Origin of the sequence: Mycobacterium sp. 852002-51152_SCH6134967 (genome assembly GCF_001667105.1) — a bacterium.
Classification (GTDB): domain Bacteria; phylum Actinomycetota; class Actinomycetes; order Mycobacteriales; family Mycobacteriaceae; genus Mycobacterium; species Mycobacterium neumannii_A.
In genome coordinates this window covers 39,348-56,455 of sequence record NZ_LZIK01000036.1, presented here as the reverse complement: position 1 = coordinate 56,455, position 17,108 = coordinate 39,348, and the positions used below count along the sequence as shown (strand labels likewise).

Annotated in this window: 19 protein-coding genes; 11 read left to right on the top strand and 8 right to left on the bottom strand. The window is 66.7% G+C overall.

Annotation, left to right across the window (positions count from 1 at the left end):
* Positions 1 to 71: 71 nt before the first annotated feature.
* Positions 72 to 1,328 (bottom strand): alpha-hydroxy acid oxidase, encoded by a 1,257-nt coding sequence (locus A5790_RS11580; RefSeq protein WP_066844168.1) that lies wholly within the window; start codon positions 1,326 to 1,328, stop codon positions 72 to 74.
* Between the two features lie 76 nt (positions 1,329 to 1,404).
* Here A5790_RS11580 and A5790_RS11575 point away from each other — a divergent pair, with 76 nt between their 5' ends.
* Positions 1,405 to 1,866, top strand: coding sequence for a DUF1810 domain-containing protein (locus A5790_RS11575; protein ID WP_066843848.1), 462 nt, complete (start codon positions 1,405 to 1,407; stop codon positions 1,864 to 1,866).
* Here the strand turns inward: A5790_RS11575 and A5790_RS11570 are convergent.
* From A5790_RS11570 to A5790_RS11560, 3 genes are read right to left on the bottom strand one after another with little or no spacing between them, the layout of a single operon-like run.
* On the bottom strand, positions 1,850 to 3,154 hold the full coding sequence (locus A5790_RS11570) for an alpha-amylase family protein (RefSeq protein WP_066843845.1): 1,305 nt from the start codon (positions 3,152 to 3,154) through the stop codon (positions 1,850 to 1,852). The two genes, A5790_RS11575 and A5790_RS11570, sit on opposite strands and share 17 nt — an antisense overlap.
* On the bottom strand, positions 3,151 to 3,630 hold the full coding sequence (locus tag A5790_RS11565) for a nucleoside deaminase (protein WP_066843842.1): 480 nt from the start codon (positions 3,628 to 3,630) through the stop codon (positions 3,151 to 3,153). Before A5790_RS11565 ends, A5790_RS11570 begins: the two co-directional genes overlap by 4 nt.
* Positions 3,631 to 3,647: 17 nt before the next feature.
* Complete coding sequence (locus tag A5790_RS11560; RefSeq protein ID WP_066843839.1) at positions 3,648 to 5,330, bottom strand: tetratricopeptide repeat protein; 1,683 nt, start codon at positions 5,328 to 5,330, stop codon at positions 3,648 to 3,650.
* Between the two features lie 107 nt (positions 5,331 to 5,437).
* Between A5790_RS11560 and A5790_RS11555 the strand changes: the two genes are divergently transcribed.
* Positions 5,438 to 6,064, top strand: a complete 627-nt coding sequence (locus tag A5790_RS11555) for a PaaI family thioesterase (protein ID WP_066843836.1) — start codon at positions 5,438 to 5,440, stop codon at positions 6,062 to 6,064.
* Here A5790_RS11555 and A5790_RS11550 read toward each other — a convergent pair.
* Positions 6,036 to 7,982 (bottom strand): FUSC family protein, encoded by a 1,947-nt coding sequence (locus A5790_RS11550; protein ID WP_156656369.1) that lies wholly within the window; start codon positions 7,980 to 7,982, stop codon positions 6,036 to 6,038. The genes A5790_RS11555 and A5790_RS11550 overlap by 29 nt on opposite strands.
* Before the next feature lie 425 nt (positions 7,983 to 8,407).
* Here A5790_RS11550 and A5790_RS11545 point away from each other — a divergent pair, with 425 nt between their 5' ends.
* The 6 genes from A5790_RS11545 to A5790_RS11520 are packed head-to-tail and all read left to right on the top strand — an operon-like array spanning position 8,408 to position 12,289.
* The gene (locus tag A5790_RS11545) at positions 8,408 to 9,244 is read left to right on the top strand and encodes an SH3-like domain-containing protein (RefSeq protein ID WP_066844164.1); all 837 of its coding nucleotides are present in this window, start codon (positions 8,408 to 8,410) and stop codon (positions 9,242 to 9,244) included.
* Positions 9,241 to 9,948: a thiocyanate hydrolase subunit gamma gene (scnC, locus tag A5790_RS11540; RefSeq protein WP_066843834.1), complete on the top strand. Its 708-nt coding sequence runs from the start codon at positions 9,241 to 9,243 to the stop codon at positions 9,946 to 9,948. Before A5790_RS11545 ends, scnC begins: the two co-directional genes overlap by 4 nt.
* Complete coding sequence (locus A5790_RS11535) at positions 9,945 to 10,313, top strand: thiocyanate hydrolase (RefSeq protein WP_066843832.1); 369 nt, start codon at positions 9,945 to 9,947, stop codon at positions 10,311 to 10,313. Before scnC ends, A5790_RS11535 begins: the two co-directional genes overlap by 4 nt.
* 26 nt (positions 10,314 to 10,339) lie before the next feature.
* Complete coding sequence (locus tag A5790_RS11530) at positions 10,340 to 11,065, top strand: EthD domain-containing protein (protein ID WP_066843830.1); 726 nt, start codon at positions 10,340 to 10,342, stop codon at positions 11,063 to 11,065.
* Positions 11,062 to 11,505 (top strand): TIGR03618 family F420-dependent PPOX class oxidoreductase, encoded by a 444-nt coding sequence (locus tag A5790_RS11525; protein ID WP_066843828.1) that lies wholly within the window; start codon positions 11,062 to 11,064, stop codon positions 11,503 to 11,505. Before A5790_RS11530 ends, A5790_RS11525 begins: the two co-directional genes overlap by 4 nt.
* Positions 11,506 to 11,521: 16 nt before the next feature.
* The gene (locus A5790_RS11520; RefSeq protein ID WP_066843825.1) at positions 11,522 to 12,289 is read left to right on the top strand and encodes an enoyl-CoA hydratase/isomerase family protein; all 768 of its coding nucleotides are present in this window, start codon (positions 11,522 to 11,524) and stop codon (positions 12,287 to 12,289) included.
* 7 nt (positions 12,290 to 12,296) lie between these two features.
* Here the strand turns inward: A5790_RS11520 and A5790_RS11515 are convergent, their stop codons facing one another.
* Positions 12,297 to 12,494 carry a bacterioferritin-associated ferredoxin gene (locus tag A5790_RS11515; RefSeq protein ID WP_066843819.1) on the bottom strand — a complete coding sequence of 66 codons (198 nt, stop codon included), beginning with the start codon at positions 12,492 to 12,494 and terminating at the stop codon, positions 12,297 to 12,299.
* Positions 12,495 to 12,504: 10 nt separating this feature from the next.
* Positions 12,505 to 13,137 (bottom strand): fatty-acid--CoA ligase, encoded by a 633-nt coding sequence (locus A5790_RS11510; RefSeq protein WP_066843816.1) that lies wholly within the window; start codon positions 13,135 to 13,137, stop codon positions 12,505 to 12,507.
* 241 nt (positions 13,138 to 13,378) lie between these two features.
* Between A5790_RS11510 and bfr the strand changes: the two genes are divergently transcribed.
* From bfr to A5790_RS11495, 3 genes are all read left to right on the top strand, one after another.
* Positions 13,379 to 13,864: a bacterioferritin gene (bfr, locus tag A5790_RS11505; protein WP_064418619.1), complete on the top strand. Its 486-nt coding sequence runs from the start codon at positions 13,379 to 13,381 to the stop codon at positions 13,862 to 13,864.
* Positions 13,865 to 14,042: 178 nt separating this feature from the next.
* Positions 14,043 to 16,094 (top strand): MDR family MFS transporter, encoded by a 2,052-nt coding sequence (locus tag A5790_RS11500; protein WP_066843813.1) that lies wholly within the window; start codon positions 14,043 to 14,045, stop codon positions 16,092 to 16,094.
* Between the two features lie 61 nt (positions 16,095 to 16,155).
* Entirely contained in the window at positions 16,156 to 16,638 is a 483-nt protein-coding gene (locus tag A5790_RS11495; RefSeq protein ID WP_066843810.1) for a carboxymuconolactone decarboxylase family protein, read from the top strand.
* A gap of 42 nt (positions 16,639 to 16,680) precedes the next feature.
* Here the strand turns inward: A5790_RS11495 and A5790_RS11490 are convergent, their stop codons facing one another.
* Entirely contained in the window at positions 16,681 to 17,097 is a 417-nt protein-coding gene (locus A5790_RS11490; RefSeq protein WP_197696770.1) for a nuclear transport factor 2 family protein, read from the bottom strand.
* Positions 17,098 to 17,108 lie beyond the last annotated feature (11 nt).

The window sequence follows — 17,108 nt, the reverse complement described above, 5'->3', positions numbered from 1 at the left end:
GCTAACGATTACGACTCAGCGCGGACTCACGAACCACGAAAACCGGCTGTGACCTGTGTGGTCAGAGTGACTCAGGAGAAATCGCGCGACGGGTCCGCCACGCCGGGCTGCAGCCGGTGCAACTGCGTGACGTGCCGCGGCCCCAGCTCGCTCAGCGACCTCACCCCGAGTAGCTGCATTGTCCGCTTGACCTGATGCGAAAGGATCTCGACGGCCCGGTCGACGCCCGCCTCGCCGCCGGCCATGAGCCCGTACAGGTACGCGCGACCCACCAGCACGAAGCGCGCACCGAGCGCAATGGCAGCGACGATGTCGGCGCCGGACATCACCCCGGTGTCCAGCAGAATCTCGGTCGTGTCGCCGAGCTCGGCGGCGACACTGGGCAGCAGATGGAATGGCACCGGCGCGCGGTCGAGTTGGCGGCCACCGTGATTGGACAGCACGATGCCGTCCACTCCCAGTTCGGCGACGGCCCTGGCGTCGTCGAGCGTCTGAATTCCCTTGACCACCAACTTGTTCGGCCACTGCTTCTTGATCCACACCAGATCGTCGAAGTTCACCGTGGGGTCGAACATGGTGTCGAGATACTCGGCCACAGTGCCCGGCCATCGGTCCAGCGACGCGAAAGACAACGGTTCTGTGGTGAGCAGGTCGAACCACCACCGCGGGTGGGGAATGGCGTCGAGCACCGTTCGCAGCGTCAGCGTCGGCGGGATCGACATGCCGTTGCGGGTGTCGCGGTGGCGCGCCCCGGCGACCGGCACGTCGACGGTGGCGAGCAGCGTGTCGTACCCTGCGGCGGCGGCCCGTTCGACGAGGGCCATCGACCGGTCCCGGTCCTTCCACATGTACAGCTGAAACCAGTTGCGTCCGTGCGGGTTGGCCTGTTTGACGTCTTCGATCGATGCGGTGCCCAGCGTCGAGAGCGCAAACGGGATGCCGGCCCGCGCGGCGGCACGGGCGCCTGCGGTCTCGCCCGCGGTGTGCATCAGCCGGGTGAAGCCGGTGGGCGCGATGCCGAACGGTTGCGCGACGGGACCGCCGAGCACCGTCGCGCTGGTGTCGACGCTCGACACGTCACGAAGGATGGTGGGGTGAAACTCGATGTCGCGGAAAGCTTGTCGCGCACGAGCCAGTGACAGCTCGTCCTCGGCGGCGCCGTCGGTGTAATCGAACGCCGCCTTCGGAGTCCGTCGCTTGGCGATGCGGCGCAGGTCCTCGATCGTCAGCGCCGACGCCAGCCTGCGGTGCGTCGCGTTCAGCTGGGGCTTCTTGAACTGCAGCAGCGGCGCCAGGTCCCGCGGATGTGGGACGCGACGGCGCGTCATCTTGGCGCCTCGGTCGGCGTGTCGCTCATAGTCGTCATTGAATCGCACAGGTTAGCTTGTCAGACTGGCCGATGACATGGCGAAAGACAGATCGGCATCCGGCGACCCGTTCGACCTGCAGCGCTTCGTGGACGCCCAGGAACGCGTGTACGCCACGGTGCTCGACGAACTGCGCGCCGGCCGCAAACGCAGCCATTGGATCTGGTTCGTGTTCCCCCAATTGCGCGGGCTGGGTAGGAGCCCGACCGCGCAGCGGTACGGGATCGGGTCCCTCGCCGAAGCTCGGGCGTACCTCGCCCATGACGTGCTCGGTCCGCGCCTGCGGGAGTGCGCGGACCTGGTCGCCCGCAGTGACCAACCGTCGGCCGACGGCTTGTTCGGGTGGCCGGACAACCTCAAGGTCCGCTCGTCGATGACGTTGTTCAGCCGCGCCGCCGAGGACCCCGATGACGAGGCGCTCTTCAGCCGCGTGTTGACGAGATACTACGACGGCGAACCCGACCCGCTGACCGTCGAACTGCTCAGCGAGGAGCGATGACCAGCCAGCCGTGCGGCCCGACCTCGTAGGTGGTGACGACCTCGGACGGCGGTGCGCCCGAGCCCGCGAGGACTTCCGCCCGATCGAATCCCAGGTCGGGCAGCGAGATCGCCAGCGGTTCATCGCCGATGTTGAGCGCGACGATCAGCGACTCGGCTCCGGTGCGGCTCTGGTACACGTACTGGCGGTTGGTCAACAGCAGCGGCGAGGTGCGCGCTGTGTGCAGCCACGCGTGGCGTCGGCGCAACCCGATCAGGAACTTGTGCAACCGGAAGACGTCGGCGCCGTGTTCGTCGACGTCGAGCGGGGGAGTCGCGAATTCGGGGCGCACCGCATCGTCGCCCCCGAACCGTTCCTCTTTGATGCCCTGGAACGCGAACTCGTCCCCGGCGTAGATACTCGGCGTACCACCGGTCGTCATCTGCAGCACCAAGGCGTGGTCGAGGTGGCGGATGTCGTCGAGTTGGCTGGCGATCCGGGTGACATCGTGGTTGCCGATGAAGGTCGTGGGCACGAAGGTGTCCAGAAACTCGTTGTGCCGCACCAGCGCCCAGTCCAGCTCGTGAAAGTTGCCGTCGTTGAGCGCGCTCCACGCGGCCTTCCACAGTTCGTACTGGGTCACCGAGTCGAAGCCGGATTCACGCACCCGGTGCGCGTAGTCGCCGTGGATGATCTCGGCGAGGAAGTACGCGTCGGGGAACTGTTCGCGAACGCGTGGGAGCACTCCGGCCCAGAACTGGTCGGGGACCGCGTAGGCCGCGTCGAGGCGCCATCCGTCGGCGCCGCGCCGCAGCCAGTGCGTCATCACGTCGACGACGTAGTCGGCCACCGCCGGGTTGTCGTGGTCCAGCGCCAAGAGGTCGCCGTGTCCCTCGAACACGTCGACGCCGTCGCCTCGCGTGCGCAGCCACTCGGTGTGGGCGAAATCGGTTCCGACATGGTTGAAGACGCCGTCGAGCAGGATCCGAAGTCCGCGGCGGCGTGCCTCTTCGACCACCGTGTCGAAGTCGTCGTCGCCGCCGAGTCGCGGGTCGATATGGAGGTGGTCGGTGGTGTCGTAGCCGTGGGTTCGTGAGGAGAAGATCGGCCCCAGCGCGAGCCCGGAGGCGCCGAGTTCGATCGCGTGGTCGAGCCAGTCGAGGATGCGCAGCAGCCGATGCTCGTCCGGCCCCGGCGGCGGGTCGGCGGGATGCGCGCCGACGAAACCGAGCGGGTAGACATGCCACCAGATCACGTGCTCGACCCAGCCCGGTTCGGAGACGGCCGCGGAGTGCGAGAAATCCGTCATGGCTTGAACTTCGCTTCGTAGAGGGTCTTCATCGCCTCGCTGAACTGCTCGGCGGGCCCGTCCACCTCGGCGTCGGGGGCGATCGTGGTGATCGGCAGCGACACCACCGGCGGTGGCGGCGCCCCCCATTCGGCCAGCCATCTGGTCAACTGCTCCGACGAAGCGGCGTACACGATGCGGCCGAGCCCGACCCAGGCGTGGGCCGCCGCGCACATCGGGCAGTGCTCGCCGGAGGTGTAGACGGTGGCGGCGGCCCGCTCCTGCGGTGTCAGGTTGGCCGCCGCCCAGCGCGCGATCGCGAACTCCGGATGGCGCGTGCGGTCCCCGTCCTTGACGCGGTTGCGGTCCTCGAACAGTGTGCGTCCTGCGTCGTCGACGAGAAGGGAGCCGAACGGCTCGTCACCGCCTTCCAGCGCTTCCCGCGCCAGCTCTACGCAGCGGCCGAGGCGGGCGAGATCGTCATCGCTGATGGCCACACGTCGGAGTCTACGGATCAGTCGCAGCAGGCCGGGGGCACGTCCAGCCGACAGGCGCAGGACGCGCGGACAACGACGTCGGCGCGTCCTGCGGCGAGGGTGAGCTGTTGACCGATGATCGCCGCCTCGGCCTCTCGGCCCAGCCGCTGCAGGCATTCGTGATAGCCGTGCAGGCTCCACACGTTGTTCGGATGCTGGCACGGCCGGGGCAGCGTGGGATCGAGTCCGAGGTCGGCGGCATAGACCGCGGCGGCCTCCTCGACGCGACCCTGTTCGAGCAGCAGCGCACCGTAGGCGTGGCGGGTCGGCTGCATCCAGCCCCAGGGTTCGTCGTACGGCAGCGCATCGTCGAGTTCGATCGCCCGCCGCAGATGCGCGAATGCGGTCTCGTAATCTTCGGTGCGGTAAGCGATCTCACCGTCAAGCATCTCGGCGGCGATCGCCAGGATGTCGATCACGGTGTTGTTGAACAGGTATCGGCTCTCGGGTATGCGGTCGTAAGCTTCGGCGAACGCCTCGCGTTCGGCGCGGGCTTGTTCCAGGTTGCCCGTGGCGGCGTGCGCGACGCCGCGTCCGTAGTGGATCGTTGCGACGGTGCTGCAGTACAGCTGCGCGTCCTCGGGCAGGGGTTGGGCTATCAGGTCGGCCCAGCGGCCGAACCTCACCATCACATGGGTGCGCAACGGCACGAACGCTTCGAGCCAGTCGGCCATCGGCGGAGACTCGATCGCCAGCAGCTCGGGGCTGAGCTGGGCGGCCAGCTCATCGGCGGCGGCGAACGCGGCGCGTGAATTGCCTTCGAACATCGCCGAATACACCACGAAGTGCAGGTTGTGCGCCCGGTACAGGGAGTAGAAGTTCAGTGGCCCCTCGTGTTCGACGAACCTTCGGTCCACGTGTATGGCCGCCTGATTGGCCACCACCGAGTCGCGGTAGTTGCCGCACAGCACGTCGATGTGGCTGGGCATGTGCTGCAGGTGGCCGGCGTCAGGCACCAGATCGCGCAGCAGGTCCGCGGCGGGCAGCGCATCCTGCGGGGCCGCCGACATCTCCATCGTGTGCACGTAGAGGTGCAAGACGCCAGGATGGCTACGGCCCGCCGCGGTGGCCAACGCGCCGTCGAGGATCCGTTTGGCCGCCACCACACGCGAGCCCGGCGCGGGCTCACCGGTTCTGGTGTCCCACAACGCCCATGCCGTCACGTTCACCAGTGCGTCGGCAGCCAGTGCCTGCACATCGACGTCGTCGGGGTGGGCCTGCGCCAGCGCCGCCATCGAGTCGGCGTACTGTGCGCCACCGGCTTCGAGCGCCTGGGTGTCGTCGGGGTCGTCGGTGGGAAAACGGGTCTGCAGCGCGGCGATCAGCCCGCGCTCGACCGGTGATGCGCGATGGTCGCCGGCCAGTCGCAACTCCATCCTCGCGCGTGCCAGCGACGCGGCCGCATCGACGGGATCGAAGGCATCCCAACCCTTGTTGTAGTTCGGCCCTACCGCGTACGCGATGCCCCAGCGGGCGATCCCCAACCCCGGGTCCAGTGCGAGTGCCCGCTCGAAGCAGCGGATCGCTTCCTCGTGGTTGAACGCGTAACTCCATACCATTCCGCGGTCGAACCATACCTGCGCCTGCGGCGACGGGGTGTCAATCGGCCGGTGATACGACCCGAGGTCGTAGTAGGTCTCGTCGCCGAGCGAGATGCTCATGAACGGCACGATAATTCACCCGCGCAGCTCCCGAGCATCTTCTGCGGCTCCAGCGCAAGGCGACGAGTGATTCGACAACCCGCACTGCAACGTGTTCTAGTTCTTGCGTGGTGGAGTTCACCGACATCGGCGACGTGTCCGCAGCGGATATCGACCGGCTGCGTGGTGTCTACGGCCCGCTCGCCGAATCGGTCCGACAGTTGATCGACGCGACGATCCGCACCGAAATGGACGCCGACACGGTCGCGGCGATCCGCGAGAAGATCGACGGCGCGACAGCTGCTCTGCGATCACGGCAGATCGACGGACCCTTCGGCGTGCGCTTCACCACCGGCGGAGACCGGCTGCCGTGGGGGAACCCGGTGATCGGACTGCGCAACCCGATCGCACCACCGTTGACCATCGAGCACGCTGAGGACGGAACCGTGTACGCCGACTTCGAACTCGGCGCCGCCTACGAGGGCCCGCCGGGACATGTGCACGGCGGGATCTCGGCGCTGATCCTCGACCACATCCTCGGCGAGGTCGCCGCCAACTCGATCAACCCCCGGTTCACCGGAACCATCACCCTGCGGTATCTGCGCCCGACGCGCCTCGGGCGGTTGCACGCCGAGGCGACGACCACGAGGTCCGAAGGCATCAAGTCCTATGCGACGGGCTATCTCGCCGACGACGAGGGTGTGACAGTGGAAGCCGAGGGTGTGTTCATCGAGCCGAAGTGGGCTCGCGGATAGCGGCGATCCCCGACAAGGCACGGGTGATCGCGCCGATCTCGGCGACCAGCACGCGGGCGGCCCCGTTGTCACCGGGTAGCCCCTCGGCCTTCTCGCGGACCTGCTGATAGGCGGCCGTCACGGCCGCGATGTCCACCGTCCACGGTGTCCCCGGATTGGGCGGCGCCCCTCGCAGCGCATCGACGAAATCGTCGACAGCGGCGACGAACTCAGGAGTCAACGTGGGTGGCGGCCGGTTCGGCAGGTTGGCCTCCAGCGCGGTGCACGAAATGGTGACGGCGTTCAGCGCGGTGCGGTACGACCGCAGCCACCGGCGCAGCTCGCGGGACTCCATCCGGGTCGCACCCGACGCGGCTTCGAAGCCGGCGCGGGCGCGGTACGCGTGTTGCCACGCCGATGACACCGCGTCGGCCGGACGATCGAGGGGATGGACATAAGCCCTGACCACCGTTGCGGCGTAATCGATTTCGGTTTTGAGGAGCTCCCCGGCGCGGTGATGCAGCCGGGTCAGCGCGTGGTCGGGCAACGCGACGTGCGCCAGGACCGCGAGCCCGCCGCCGACGACGATCGAGAACAACCGGTCCTCGAGCGTCGCACCGGAGGTGATGGCGTCGATTTCGAGGAAGAACACGACAGAAGCAGCCACGGCCGCGCTGGTGGCGATGTATCCCGTCCTGGTCGCGGCATACGTCGCGGCGAGGCCCAGCGTGGCAAGTGCGGCGGCGACCAGACCGGTGGGATGGGCCACCATCACGATCACCGACGCGACGACGACCCCCGTCGCGATGCCCGCAAGCCGACCGATGCAGCGCGTATAGGTGTGAGCGGTCTCCGGGCGCAGCACCATGAGCACAGTCAGCGCGATCCAGTAGCCGTGCGCCACGGGAGCGAGTCGGTCCGCGCACGCGGCGAGTGCGACCGCCGAGGACAGCCGGACGGCGTGACGGAACAGCGGTGACGTCAAGCTCATGTGGGAACGGACGGAGGTCAGCGCCCCGCGCGCGGGGCTGATCAGGTCGGGCCGATACAGATCGGGAAACCGCAACTCCGCCGCTTCATGCAGTTGCTGGGAAAGCCGTTTTACCTCAGGGCTTTCCGGCTCGTCCAGTGCGGCCGCCGCGGCGTCCAGCCGGACCAGACCGTGCTCGGCGTTACGCCGCGCGACGTGGGTGTGATCGGCGATCGCGTCGAGGACCTCGGCCGCTGCCGCCAGCACCCGGGAGACGTCGTCGCGGTCGCCGACCGGGGTGCCGCGCAGCATGCGCAGCGTCGCCATGATCCGTTCGGGCAACCGGTGCCCACCTCGGTACGCCTCGGGTCGTCGGCCCGCCTGGGTGTCGATGAACGCATCGCGCAACGACGGCTTCAGCGTCGCACCGGCAGGTGTCTCCGCATCGTGGGCGAGCTGACGCGCATCCGTGGCCAACGCGCCGTATGCGTCGGCGAGCGCCTCGCGTTGAGTGCGCCATCGCTGCGGCGGCCAGAGCGCGATCAACCCCGCCTGCAGGGCACCGGCGACGATCGTCAGGGCGGTCGGGACGAGGACGGACGACACCGACGGAGACAGCGGCGGCGCGATCACGAACAGCGCTCCGCCCGCGGCCGCCACCATGCCCGCGTTGTTCCCGACGGCCCACTGCAGACCGGCCCCGAAGCACCACAGCGCCAGCACGACGATGAACACGACGTCGAACGAGGAGAGCAAGGACCCGAAGAAAACGGCCGCGTCCATTTGCACGGCGACGATGAGCACTCGGGCGATCCGCCCGCCGGGACTGTCCTGCAGGGCCACGGCGCCGGCGACCGCACCCGCGCCGGCGGCCCAGACCGCGGTGGCCCCGGAGTCCCACAGCAGCGCGATCGAGGCCATCGCCAACACCCCGAGCAGGCTCCTGACCACCGCCCACGGTTCGGGCATGGTCGGACGGAGGGCATCGATGACCCTGCTGCGGGTGCTCACGTACTCATTCTGACGCTTCCGCGCGGCATCGCAGGGACATCGCACGCGTCAATTTATCGATGTTGCGGGGATGTAACCGGCCACCGCCGGGCAGCCCGGCACCGCGAGCTCAAACCTCATGTGCCACAGCACAAACCCGTTACCGGCGAGACGTGGTCGGTGTCGTCGATTCGCCTGCGCCGACGCGGGTGGGGCGTTAGAGTCAGCCGACGGGGTGGGGCGACAGCATCGGAGGTGCCGGTGGCGCATACCGCTGTCGCGCGCGAATCGACAACCGATGCCGGCCCGCCGTTCCGTATTACGAGCACCCCGTCTCATGAGAACCACCGAGTTGATCCGTGCACGTCGACGGTGGCTCGGCCAGGGCAACGAAGGGGATCGTCATGAGCACCGCGGCCGAGCGAGCAGCACAACTCGATCTGGTGGCCCGGTTGAAATCGGCCTATCCCGAACTACCGGATGCGCCGACGCCGGATCTGCTCGATCACAACCGGATCACCGCATATCTGAAACCCGTCCACGATGTCGGCGGGGAACCGGATGCGCCCATGAAGTACGAGAACAAGCAGTACGAACTCTGGGAGCACATGACCTATGTCATCTGCGAAGTGCTGGCCTGGCGCGGCATCTGGCTTTCCGAGGAGCGCCGCCGCATCGGCAACGTCGATGTGGGCCGAGCCGAGTATTTGGGGCTGCCGTACTACGGCCGCTGGCTGTTGGCCGTCGCCCGCGTGCTCGTCGAGAAGCACCACATCGGCCTGACCGAGTTAAGTGAGCGGATGGCAGAGGTCAAGGCCCGCTACGAGGGTGGGCTGGCGGGCAAGAAGCTGGAAGCCAAGCCGAAGTTCGAAGGCGACGGAGCAGACGTCAAGCGCAATGCCCACCACAAACACGCGGTGGGCAAAGGCGACCCGCAGGTCTATGCCGGGCAGGCCGATGGACCCAAGTTCAAGGTCGGCGATGCGGTGGTCGTGCGTGAATTACCGGTGATCTTCTACACCCGCACACCCGAATACGTACGCGGCGCACGCGGTGAGATCGCGACCGTCGCCTACGAAAGTCCGGCGGCCGAGGACGAAACCTGGGACCGCCCTGCCCAACCGGAATGGTTCTACGTCGTGCGGTTCAACATGTCGGAGTTGTGGCACGGCTACACCGGCACCGGCGACGACGTCATACAGACCGAGATCCCCGAGCACTGGCTGGAGGCCGCTTCATGACACACCACGATCACGATCACGATCGCACCGTGGCGCCGATGGTCGACGAGATCACCGACTTCGAGGTCCTCGAGATCGCGTTGCGCGAACTGTGCATCGAGAAGGGCATCTTCACCGCCGAGGAGCATCGCCGCTTCACCGAGTTCGCCGAACAGATCGGCCCGACGCCCGCGGCTACGCTCGTCGCCAGGGCGTGGCTGGATCCCGAGTTCAAAGAGCTCGCGCTGGCCGAACCCATGACCGCCAGCAAGGAGGTCGGAGTGGACTGGATGGAGCCGACCGGGTTCGGAACACCCAGCGACTTCACGGCTTTCGAGATCCTCGCCGACACACCCGACGTGCACAACGTGATCGTGTGCGCGCTGTGCTCCTGCTATCCGCGCCCGATCCTGGGCAACTCACCGGAGTGGTACCGCACACCCAACTACCGCAGACGGATGGTGCGCTGGCCGCGTCAGGTGCTGGCGGAGTTCGGTTTGTATCTGCCCGACGAGGTGACCGTTCGCGTGCAGGATTCCAATCAGAAGCACCGCTTCATGGTGATGCCCATGCGTCCAGAGGGCACCGAGGATTGGACCGAGGAGCAACTCGCCGAAATCGTCACGCGGGACTGTCTGATCGGCGTCGCCCTGCCCAAGCCGGGCGTCACCACCAACGTCATCACGGACACCCGTCCGGCCGTCCACCCGGCCTCGGAAGCATGAGCGGCACACCGGATCCCGGTATCGAACAGACCACGGTCGCACCGCTCGAAGAGATCGTCGAACGCAATCAGGTCTGGTCCCGGATGGCGGCGAAGTACGGGGTGGAAAACCCTGTGCCGCCGTGGAAGACCAGCCTGGACGGGCTCTGCGACGCGCTCGACCGGGCCGCATACGAGGCCGACATTCCCGACTTCAAAGCGCGCCGAGACGAAGAGGACGTCTTGACGGCGACGCGCTACGCCCAGTTGCCCTATCCCGAGAGCCAACTGGTGGCGCTGGCGCACTCGCTGGTCGCCCGAGGTGTTATCGACGAGAACGAGCTGAGGCAGCGACTGACCCGCATCCGCGAGCGGTTGGAAGCCTGACGGCTGAGACGCGGTAGGTTCCCGTCGTGGAGAAAGTCGTCATCACGCTGCGCCGGGCCAACGCCGACGACGCCTGGTGTGCGCGTCTGCACGGCCAGGTCGTCCCGGATCTGCTGAGCCTTGACCCTCCGGGTCTGACGCTGAACGTGCGCGACGGGGTGGTCCGCGACTCGCTGATGACCCTCACCACGCTGGATCCACCGGTGGTCGGCTTCGTCAGCCTCTGGGCCCAGCAGCATTACGGCGATCAGGTCACCGCAGCCCTGGCCAGACTCCGGCAGGAGGTCGAGGACGTGGCGGCTTACCTGGTCACCGAATCGGTCCCGATAGCCCCGCCGGACAGCGCGCCGGGGGAGCGGACGGAGGGATTCGCCAACGTCGCGCTGCTGCGCAGGCCCGCCGACCTGGACGAGGCGACCTGGTTGACCCGCTGGCACATCGACCACACACCCGTGGCCATCGAAACCCAGTCCACGTTCGGCTATACGCAGAACGCCGTCGTGCGGGCCCTCACGCCGGGCGCACCGCCGGTCTCGGCGATCGTCGAGGAGCTGTTCCCCTCCGCCGCGCTGTCCGATCTGCACGCGTTCTTCGGCGCGGACGATGACGACGAGTTGCGCAGACGCATGGAGCGCATGGTGGCCAGCACGTCGGCATTCGGCGCGAACCGCGACGTCGACACGGTCCCGACCAGCCGCTACGTGTACCGGACGCCCTTCGCGAACTCCTCTACGGTGCAAGGAGAGTCATGACCACACTCGACGATGCCGTTGCGCTGGCTGCGGGCGAGAGCGGGCTGGCCGTGGTGTCGACGTTGCGCGCCGACGGCACCATTCAGGCCTCACTGGTCAACGTCGGCAAGCTGACACATCCGGACACCGGGGCACCGGTGCTCGGCTTCGTCACCTACGGCAAGGTCAAGCTGGCCAACCTTCGCGCGCGCCCGCAGCTGGCGGTCACCTTCCGCCTCGGGTGGCAGTGGGCGACCGTCGAGGGCAACGCCGAGCTCGCCGGGCCGGACGATCCTCGACCGTGGCTCACCGACCCCGACAGGTTGCGACTGCTACTCCGGGAGGTGTTCCAAGCCGCGGGCGGAACCCACGACGACTGGGCGGAATACGACCGCGTGATGGCAGAGCAGCGCCGCACCGTGGTACTCGTCGCACCCACCCGGGTCTACAGCAACGGCTAACGCTTAATCTGCTGCGGTGGCTGAAACGACCCTGCGGATCGCCGACGACAACCGGATTCGCACGCTTACTCTGAACCGGCCGGACGTGCTCAACGCGTTCAACGAGGAGTTGTACCTCGCGACCGCGACCGCGCTGAGGGACGCGGCCGCCGACGACGAGGTCGCGGTCGTCCTGCTGACCGGGGAGGGACGCGCGTTCAGCGCGGGCAACGATCTCAACGAGATGCAAAGGCGCATCACCGATCCCGCGTTCAACGAACAGGGCAGCCACTTCACCACGATGATCGACGCGCTCGCCGATTTCCCCAAACCGCTGATCTGTGCCGTCAACGGCGTCGGCGTCGGCATCGGGGCGACGATCCTCGGCTACGCCGACTTGGTCTTCATGTCGGCCGACGCGCGGCTCAAGACGCCGTTCACGAGCCTGGGTGTGGCGCCCGAGGCGGCGTCGTCGTTTCTGTTGCCGCGGCTGATCGGTCGGCAGAACGCCGCATGGCTGCTGATGTCGTCGGAATGGGTGGACGCGGCCGAGGCGCACCGGATGGGTCTGGCCTGGAAGGTGTGTCCACCCGAGGAGTTGTTGGCCGAGGCGCGCAGGCACGCCGAAGTCCTCGCTTCGCGGCCCATCGCCAGCCTCATGGCGGTCAAGCAGACGATGACGGCGCCAACCCGCGAGGGAATCGACGCCGCGACGGCAAGGGAGAACGAACATTTCGCGGTGTTGATGGGCGCGGCGGCGAACGCGAGTGCGCTGGCCGACTTCACCGGCAAACGCGACCAGTGACGCGAGGCTAGTGATTCACCGCTCTGGGCGCCGTGTCGTCGGCTTCGCAGTGCGCCGCGATGATCGCCCGCAGGGTGCGCCGGCACCTCCCGCAGTCGCCGCCGGCGCCGCAGGCCTCGGCGACCTGCTTCGACGTCCGTGCGCCGTTGGCCACGCATTCGGTCACGTCGTGGCTCGTGATTCCCATACACAGGCAGACAAACATCGCGCCCCCGTCACCCCTGCCCGTCGATGCTCATCAGGTGGGCGAACCGACCGATGAAGTGGCTCGGATACGGACCCAGTCCCGAGTTGGTCATCCACTCCGCGGCCGCGTCCGGGTGATCGATCCACTGCCGGGCGGCGGCTTCATCCTCGATCTCCTGCAGGATCATGACTTCCTGCCCGTCGTCGAGGGCACGGTAGACCCAGATCTTGCGCACCCCGCCGCGCTTGAAGCGTTCGACGCCGTCGTGGATCTTGACCATCAGGGCCGACACGTCCTCGACCGACGACATGACGCCCACGACCACCCGGCCGACGTGATCGGCGGGCGAGGGCGGGTAGAGGTCGATCTTCTCGACCACTTCGCCACCGAAGATCGGCGGGATGTCATCGACGCCGGCGATGTCGAACCATTCGAAAACCGCCGATGACCGAAGAACGTCACGAATTGATCGCGCATTGCGGATTCCAATTGTCACCAGGACGCGGTTGGGCTCCCAGATCGACTCGTATACGACGACATGATGGGCGCCGATTGACTGCAGATTATCGCGACGCTTTTTGAGCCATTTCCACATTCGCTCGACATCAGCGACGCGAAAATCGCACGCCAAAATCAATGAGTGCAGATCGATCTGACCCATCGATTCTTCCCGTCTCGCTCGTACCCTCGCCAATGGTTAGCGCAGTCTAACCTTACTTAGCCTAGGCAGTCCAGACTAGGCCCCGGATCTGCGCCTCGAGTCGCCGGAGCGGTTGAGAATCCACACAAAAACACGCGTTGCGCAGGTTTTAAAGCGCGCTTGCGCGGCGTAACTGCACTAGCGTTGAAGGTGCACGACCGACAGCGAGTCTTGACCAGCCCTCAAGTGCCTAGGAGCGATCATGCAAGGCGATCCGGACGTCCTCAAACTGCTCAATGAGCAATTGACGAGCGAACTGACGGCCATTAACCAGTATTTCCTGCATTCCAAGATGCAGGCGAATTGGGGCTTCACCGAACTCGCCGAATACACGCGCAAAGAGTCCTTCGAAGAAATGAATCACGCGGAGGACATAACCAACCGAATTCTCCTCCTCGACGGGCTGCCCAACTATCAGCGACTGTTCTCGCTGCGGATCGGCCAGACCCTGCGTGAGCAGTTCGAGGCCGATCTCGCGATCGAGTATGAGGTGCTCGAGCGCCTGCGCCCGGGCATCATCATGTGCCGCGAGAAGGGCGACGCGATCTCGGCGACGCTGCTCGAGAAGATCCTCTCCAACGAGGAGGAGCACATCGACTACCTCGAGACCCAACTGCAACTGATGGACAAGCTGGGCGACGAGCTCTACGCGGCCCAGTGTGTGTCGCGTCCGCCGACCGCCTTGTAGCGCACCCGCCCACTCCCGCGCACTGTCTCCTAAATGGCGCGAACGTGCGCGTCTGCACAGGACACACCGCGCTTTTGCAGCGTTTTGTGCACGCTCGCGGCGGCAACCCTCACCCCGTGCGTAACTTTCATAGCCTTCCTAACGATATGGCTGGAGGGTTCGCATCGGAAGGGAAGCAGTGACGAGGCACGCCACGACAACGGCCGCCGATCCCGCCGCCGGCGGCACGGAGATCGGCCCGCGGCGCCGCAACGCCATCTTCGTCGCGGTGCTGCTCGGGATGCTGCTGGCCGCACTGGACCAGACGATCGTGGCGACCGCACTGCCGACCGTGGTCGCCGACCTCGGCGGCGCGGGCCACCAGTCGTGGGTGGTGACGAGCTACCTGCTGGCGTCCACCATCGTCACGGCCGTCGTCGGCAAGCTCGGCGACCTGTTCGGCCGCAAGAACGTCTTCGGCGTCGCCGTGCTGTTCTTCTTGGCCGGTTCAGTGCTGTGCGGGATGGCCGGTTCGATGACCATGCTCGTCGCCTCCCGGGCGCTGCAGGGCGTCGGCGGTGGAGCCATCATGGTCACCGCGATGGCGTTGATCGGCGAGGTCATCCCGCTGCGCGATCGCGGTCGCTACCAGGGTGCCCTCGGCGCGGTGTTCGGTGTCACCACCGTGATCGGGCCGCTGCTCGGCGGGTTCTTCACCGACCACCTCACCTGGCGGTGGGCGTTCTGGATCAACGTGCCGGTCGCGCTCGTGGTGCTCGCTGTCGCGGCGGTGGCAATCCCGCCGCTGGCCAAATCCGGGAAGGCCGTCATCGACTATGCGGGCATCGTGTTCGTCGGACTGGGCGCCTCCGGGTTGACGTTGGCCACGAGTTGGGGCGGCAGCACGTATCCGTGGTCCTCGACGCCCATCATCGCGTTGTTCGTTGGCTCCTTCGCGGGCCTGGCCGTCTTTGTGTGGGTCGAACTTCACACCGCCGAACCGATCCTGCCGATCCGGTTGTTCGCCAGCCCGGTCTTCACCGTGTGCTGCATCCTCGGGTTCATCGTCGGGTTCGCGATGCTGGGCGCGTTGACGTTCCTGCCGACCTTCATGCAGTTCGTCAACGGCGTCTCGGCGACGACGTCGGGTCTGCGCACGCTGCCGATGGTCGCCGGGATGCTGATCACCTCCATCGGAAGCGGCCAGATCGTCGGGCGCACCGGCAGATACCGGATCTTCCCGATCGCTGGCACCGCGACCATGGCGGTGGCGTTCCTGTTGCTCTCCGGTATGGATGCGGCGACACCGACCTGGCAGCAGTCGCTGTATCTGTTCATCCTCGGCACCGGGATCGGCCTGTGCATGCAGGTGCTCGTCCTCGTCGTGCAGAACACCTCGAGCTTCAGCGACCTCGGCGTGGCCACCTCTGGGGTCACCTTCTTCCGGACCATCGGAAGTTCGTTCGGCGCAGCGATTTTCGGCAGCTTGTTCGCCAACTTCCTCGCCGACCGGATCGGACCGGCGCTGGCCACCAGCGGTGCGCCGGCGCGCGCAGCGGAGTCACCACAGCTGCTTCACACGCTGAGCCCGCAGATGGCCGCGCCGATCGTCGAGGCCTACGCCGACTCGCTGGGTCGCGTGTTCCTGTTCGCGGTACCCGTGGCGGTCGTCGGCTTCGTCGTCTCGCTGTTCCTCAAAGAGGCGCAGCTGCGTGAGGTCGAGACGGTGTCGGCCTCGGATCTGGGTGAGGGGTTCGGGATGCCGAGCACCGAATCGCCCGAGAAGATCCTCGAAGTGGCCGTCGGCCGGTTGTTCCGCGACTCGCCGGAGATCCGGCTGCGCAGCCTGGCTCGGGAACCCGGATGCAACCTCGACGTCAGCCAGATGTGGGCGCTCCTTCAGATCTACCGGCAAAACCAGGTATTCGGCTCGGCGACGCTGACCGACATCGCCGAACGGCTCCGGGTGCCGCACGAGATCATCGAGCCGACGTTCGACGATCTCGTGCGACGCGGTCTGGCGCTTCGCACCGACGAACGGCTCTGGCTGACGCAGAACGGGATCCGGCAGGTCGACGCCATCTCGACGGCGATCGTGGGCCGCATCGTCGAGAAGTTGGGCACCTCGCCGTCCTTCGAGGGGCGCCCGGACCGGTTCCAGGTCGAGGCCGCACTGGAGCGCATTGCGCACCGAATGCTTCTGCAGCGCGACTGGACCGACGACCGCGCCCAATTGGTCACCACCGGCTGACTCTGCGGGTCCAAAACTAGAACGCGTTCCAATTCGACGGCGGCGAGCGTACGATGCGGCCATGAGTCGAATTGGGGATTTCGCCGACGATGACGCTGCCGCCTGGGTGACGATGTCGCCGGATATCGGCATCGCGATGGCCGGCTTCACCAATGCGGTTTACACGAAGAACCGGCTGCCGATGCGGGTTCGCGAACTCGCGCGCATGGTCATCGCTCTGGACAACGAATGCGTGGTGTGCCAGAACACCCGCGACTCTGAAGGTCTGGCGGCAGGCGTCGACGAGGACCTCTACAACCACGCCGCCGAATGGCGAACCTGGCCGGGCTACACCACGGAGGAGCGGATCGCCGCAGAGTTCGCCGAACGGTTCGCCAGCGACCACACCGGCCTTCGCGACGACGAGGACTTCTGGCAGCGCTGCCGCGAGCACTTCTCCGACGAGTTGCTCACCGATCTGGCGCTGTCGTGCGCGATGTGGCTGGGCATGGGCCGCATGCTGCGCACGCTCGACATCGGCCAAAGCTGCAAGATCACGCTGTAGGTCCAAGCGGGGCGCGCTATTGTGCGCAGCCGTAGGCTTGCGTCAGACCAGTCCGGTCGCGTCGAACACCCATGACATGTCGGCGTTGGCGAAGTCTTCCATCCACGTGGGCGGCGCGTTGTTGGCCAGCGCGCCCATGTCCCAGTAGTCCTTCCACAGCGTGATCTTGCCGTCCTCGACCCGATGCACACTGACGAATTTCAGTACGGCTGATTCGCCTGTGGCCCAATGCCATTCCTCGGAATGCTCGTACATCACGTCCGCACCGTTGTCGACCAGCAACCCCGTGAAGTTCTCGTAGGAGGCCAACGGCTCCAAGCCGATCTTGAGCCGCTTGACGATGTCCTCCGGCCCACGCGCCGCGGCAGCCGGACCTACGGGCACGTCGAGGTAGATGCAGTCCTCCGACAGAAAGGTCTTGACCGCCTCCCAGTCACGCGCCGACAGCGCCTTCCACATGCCCAGAACCG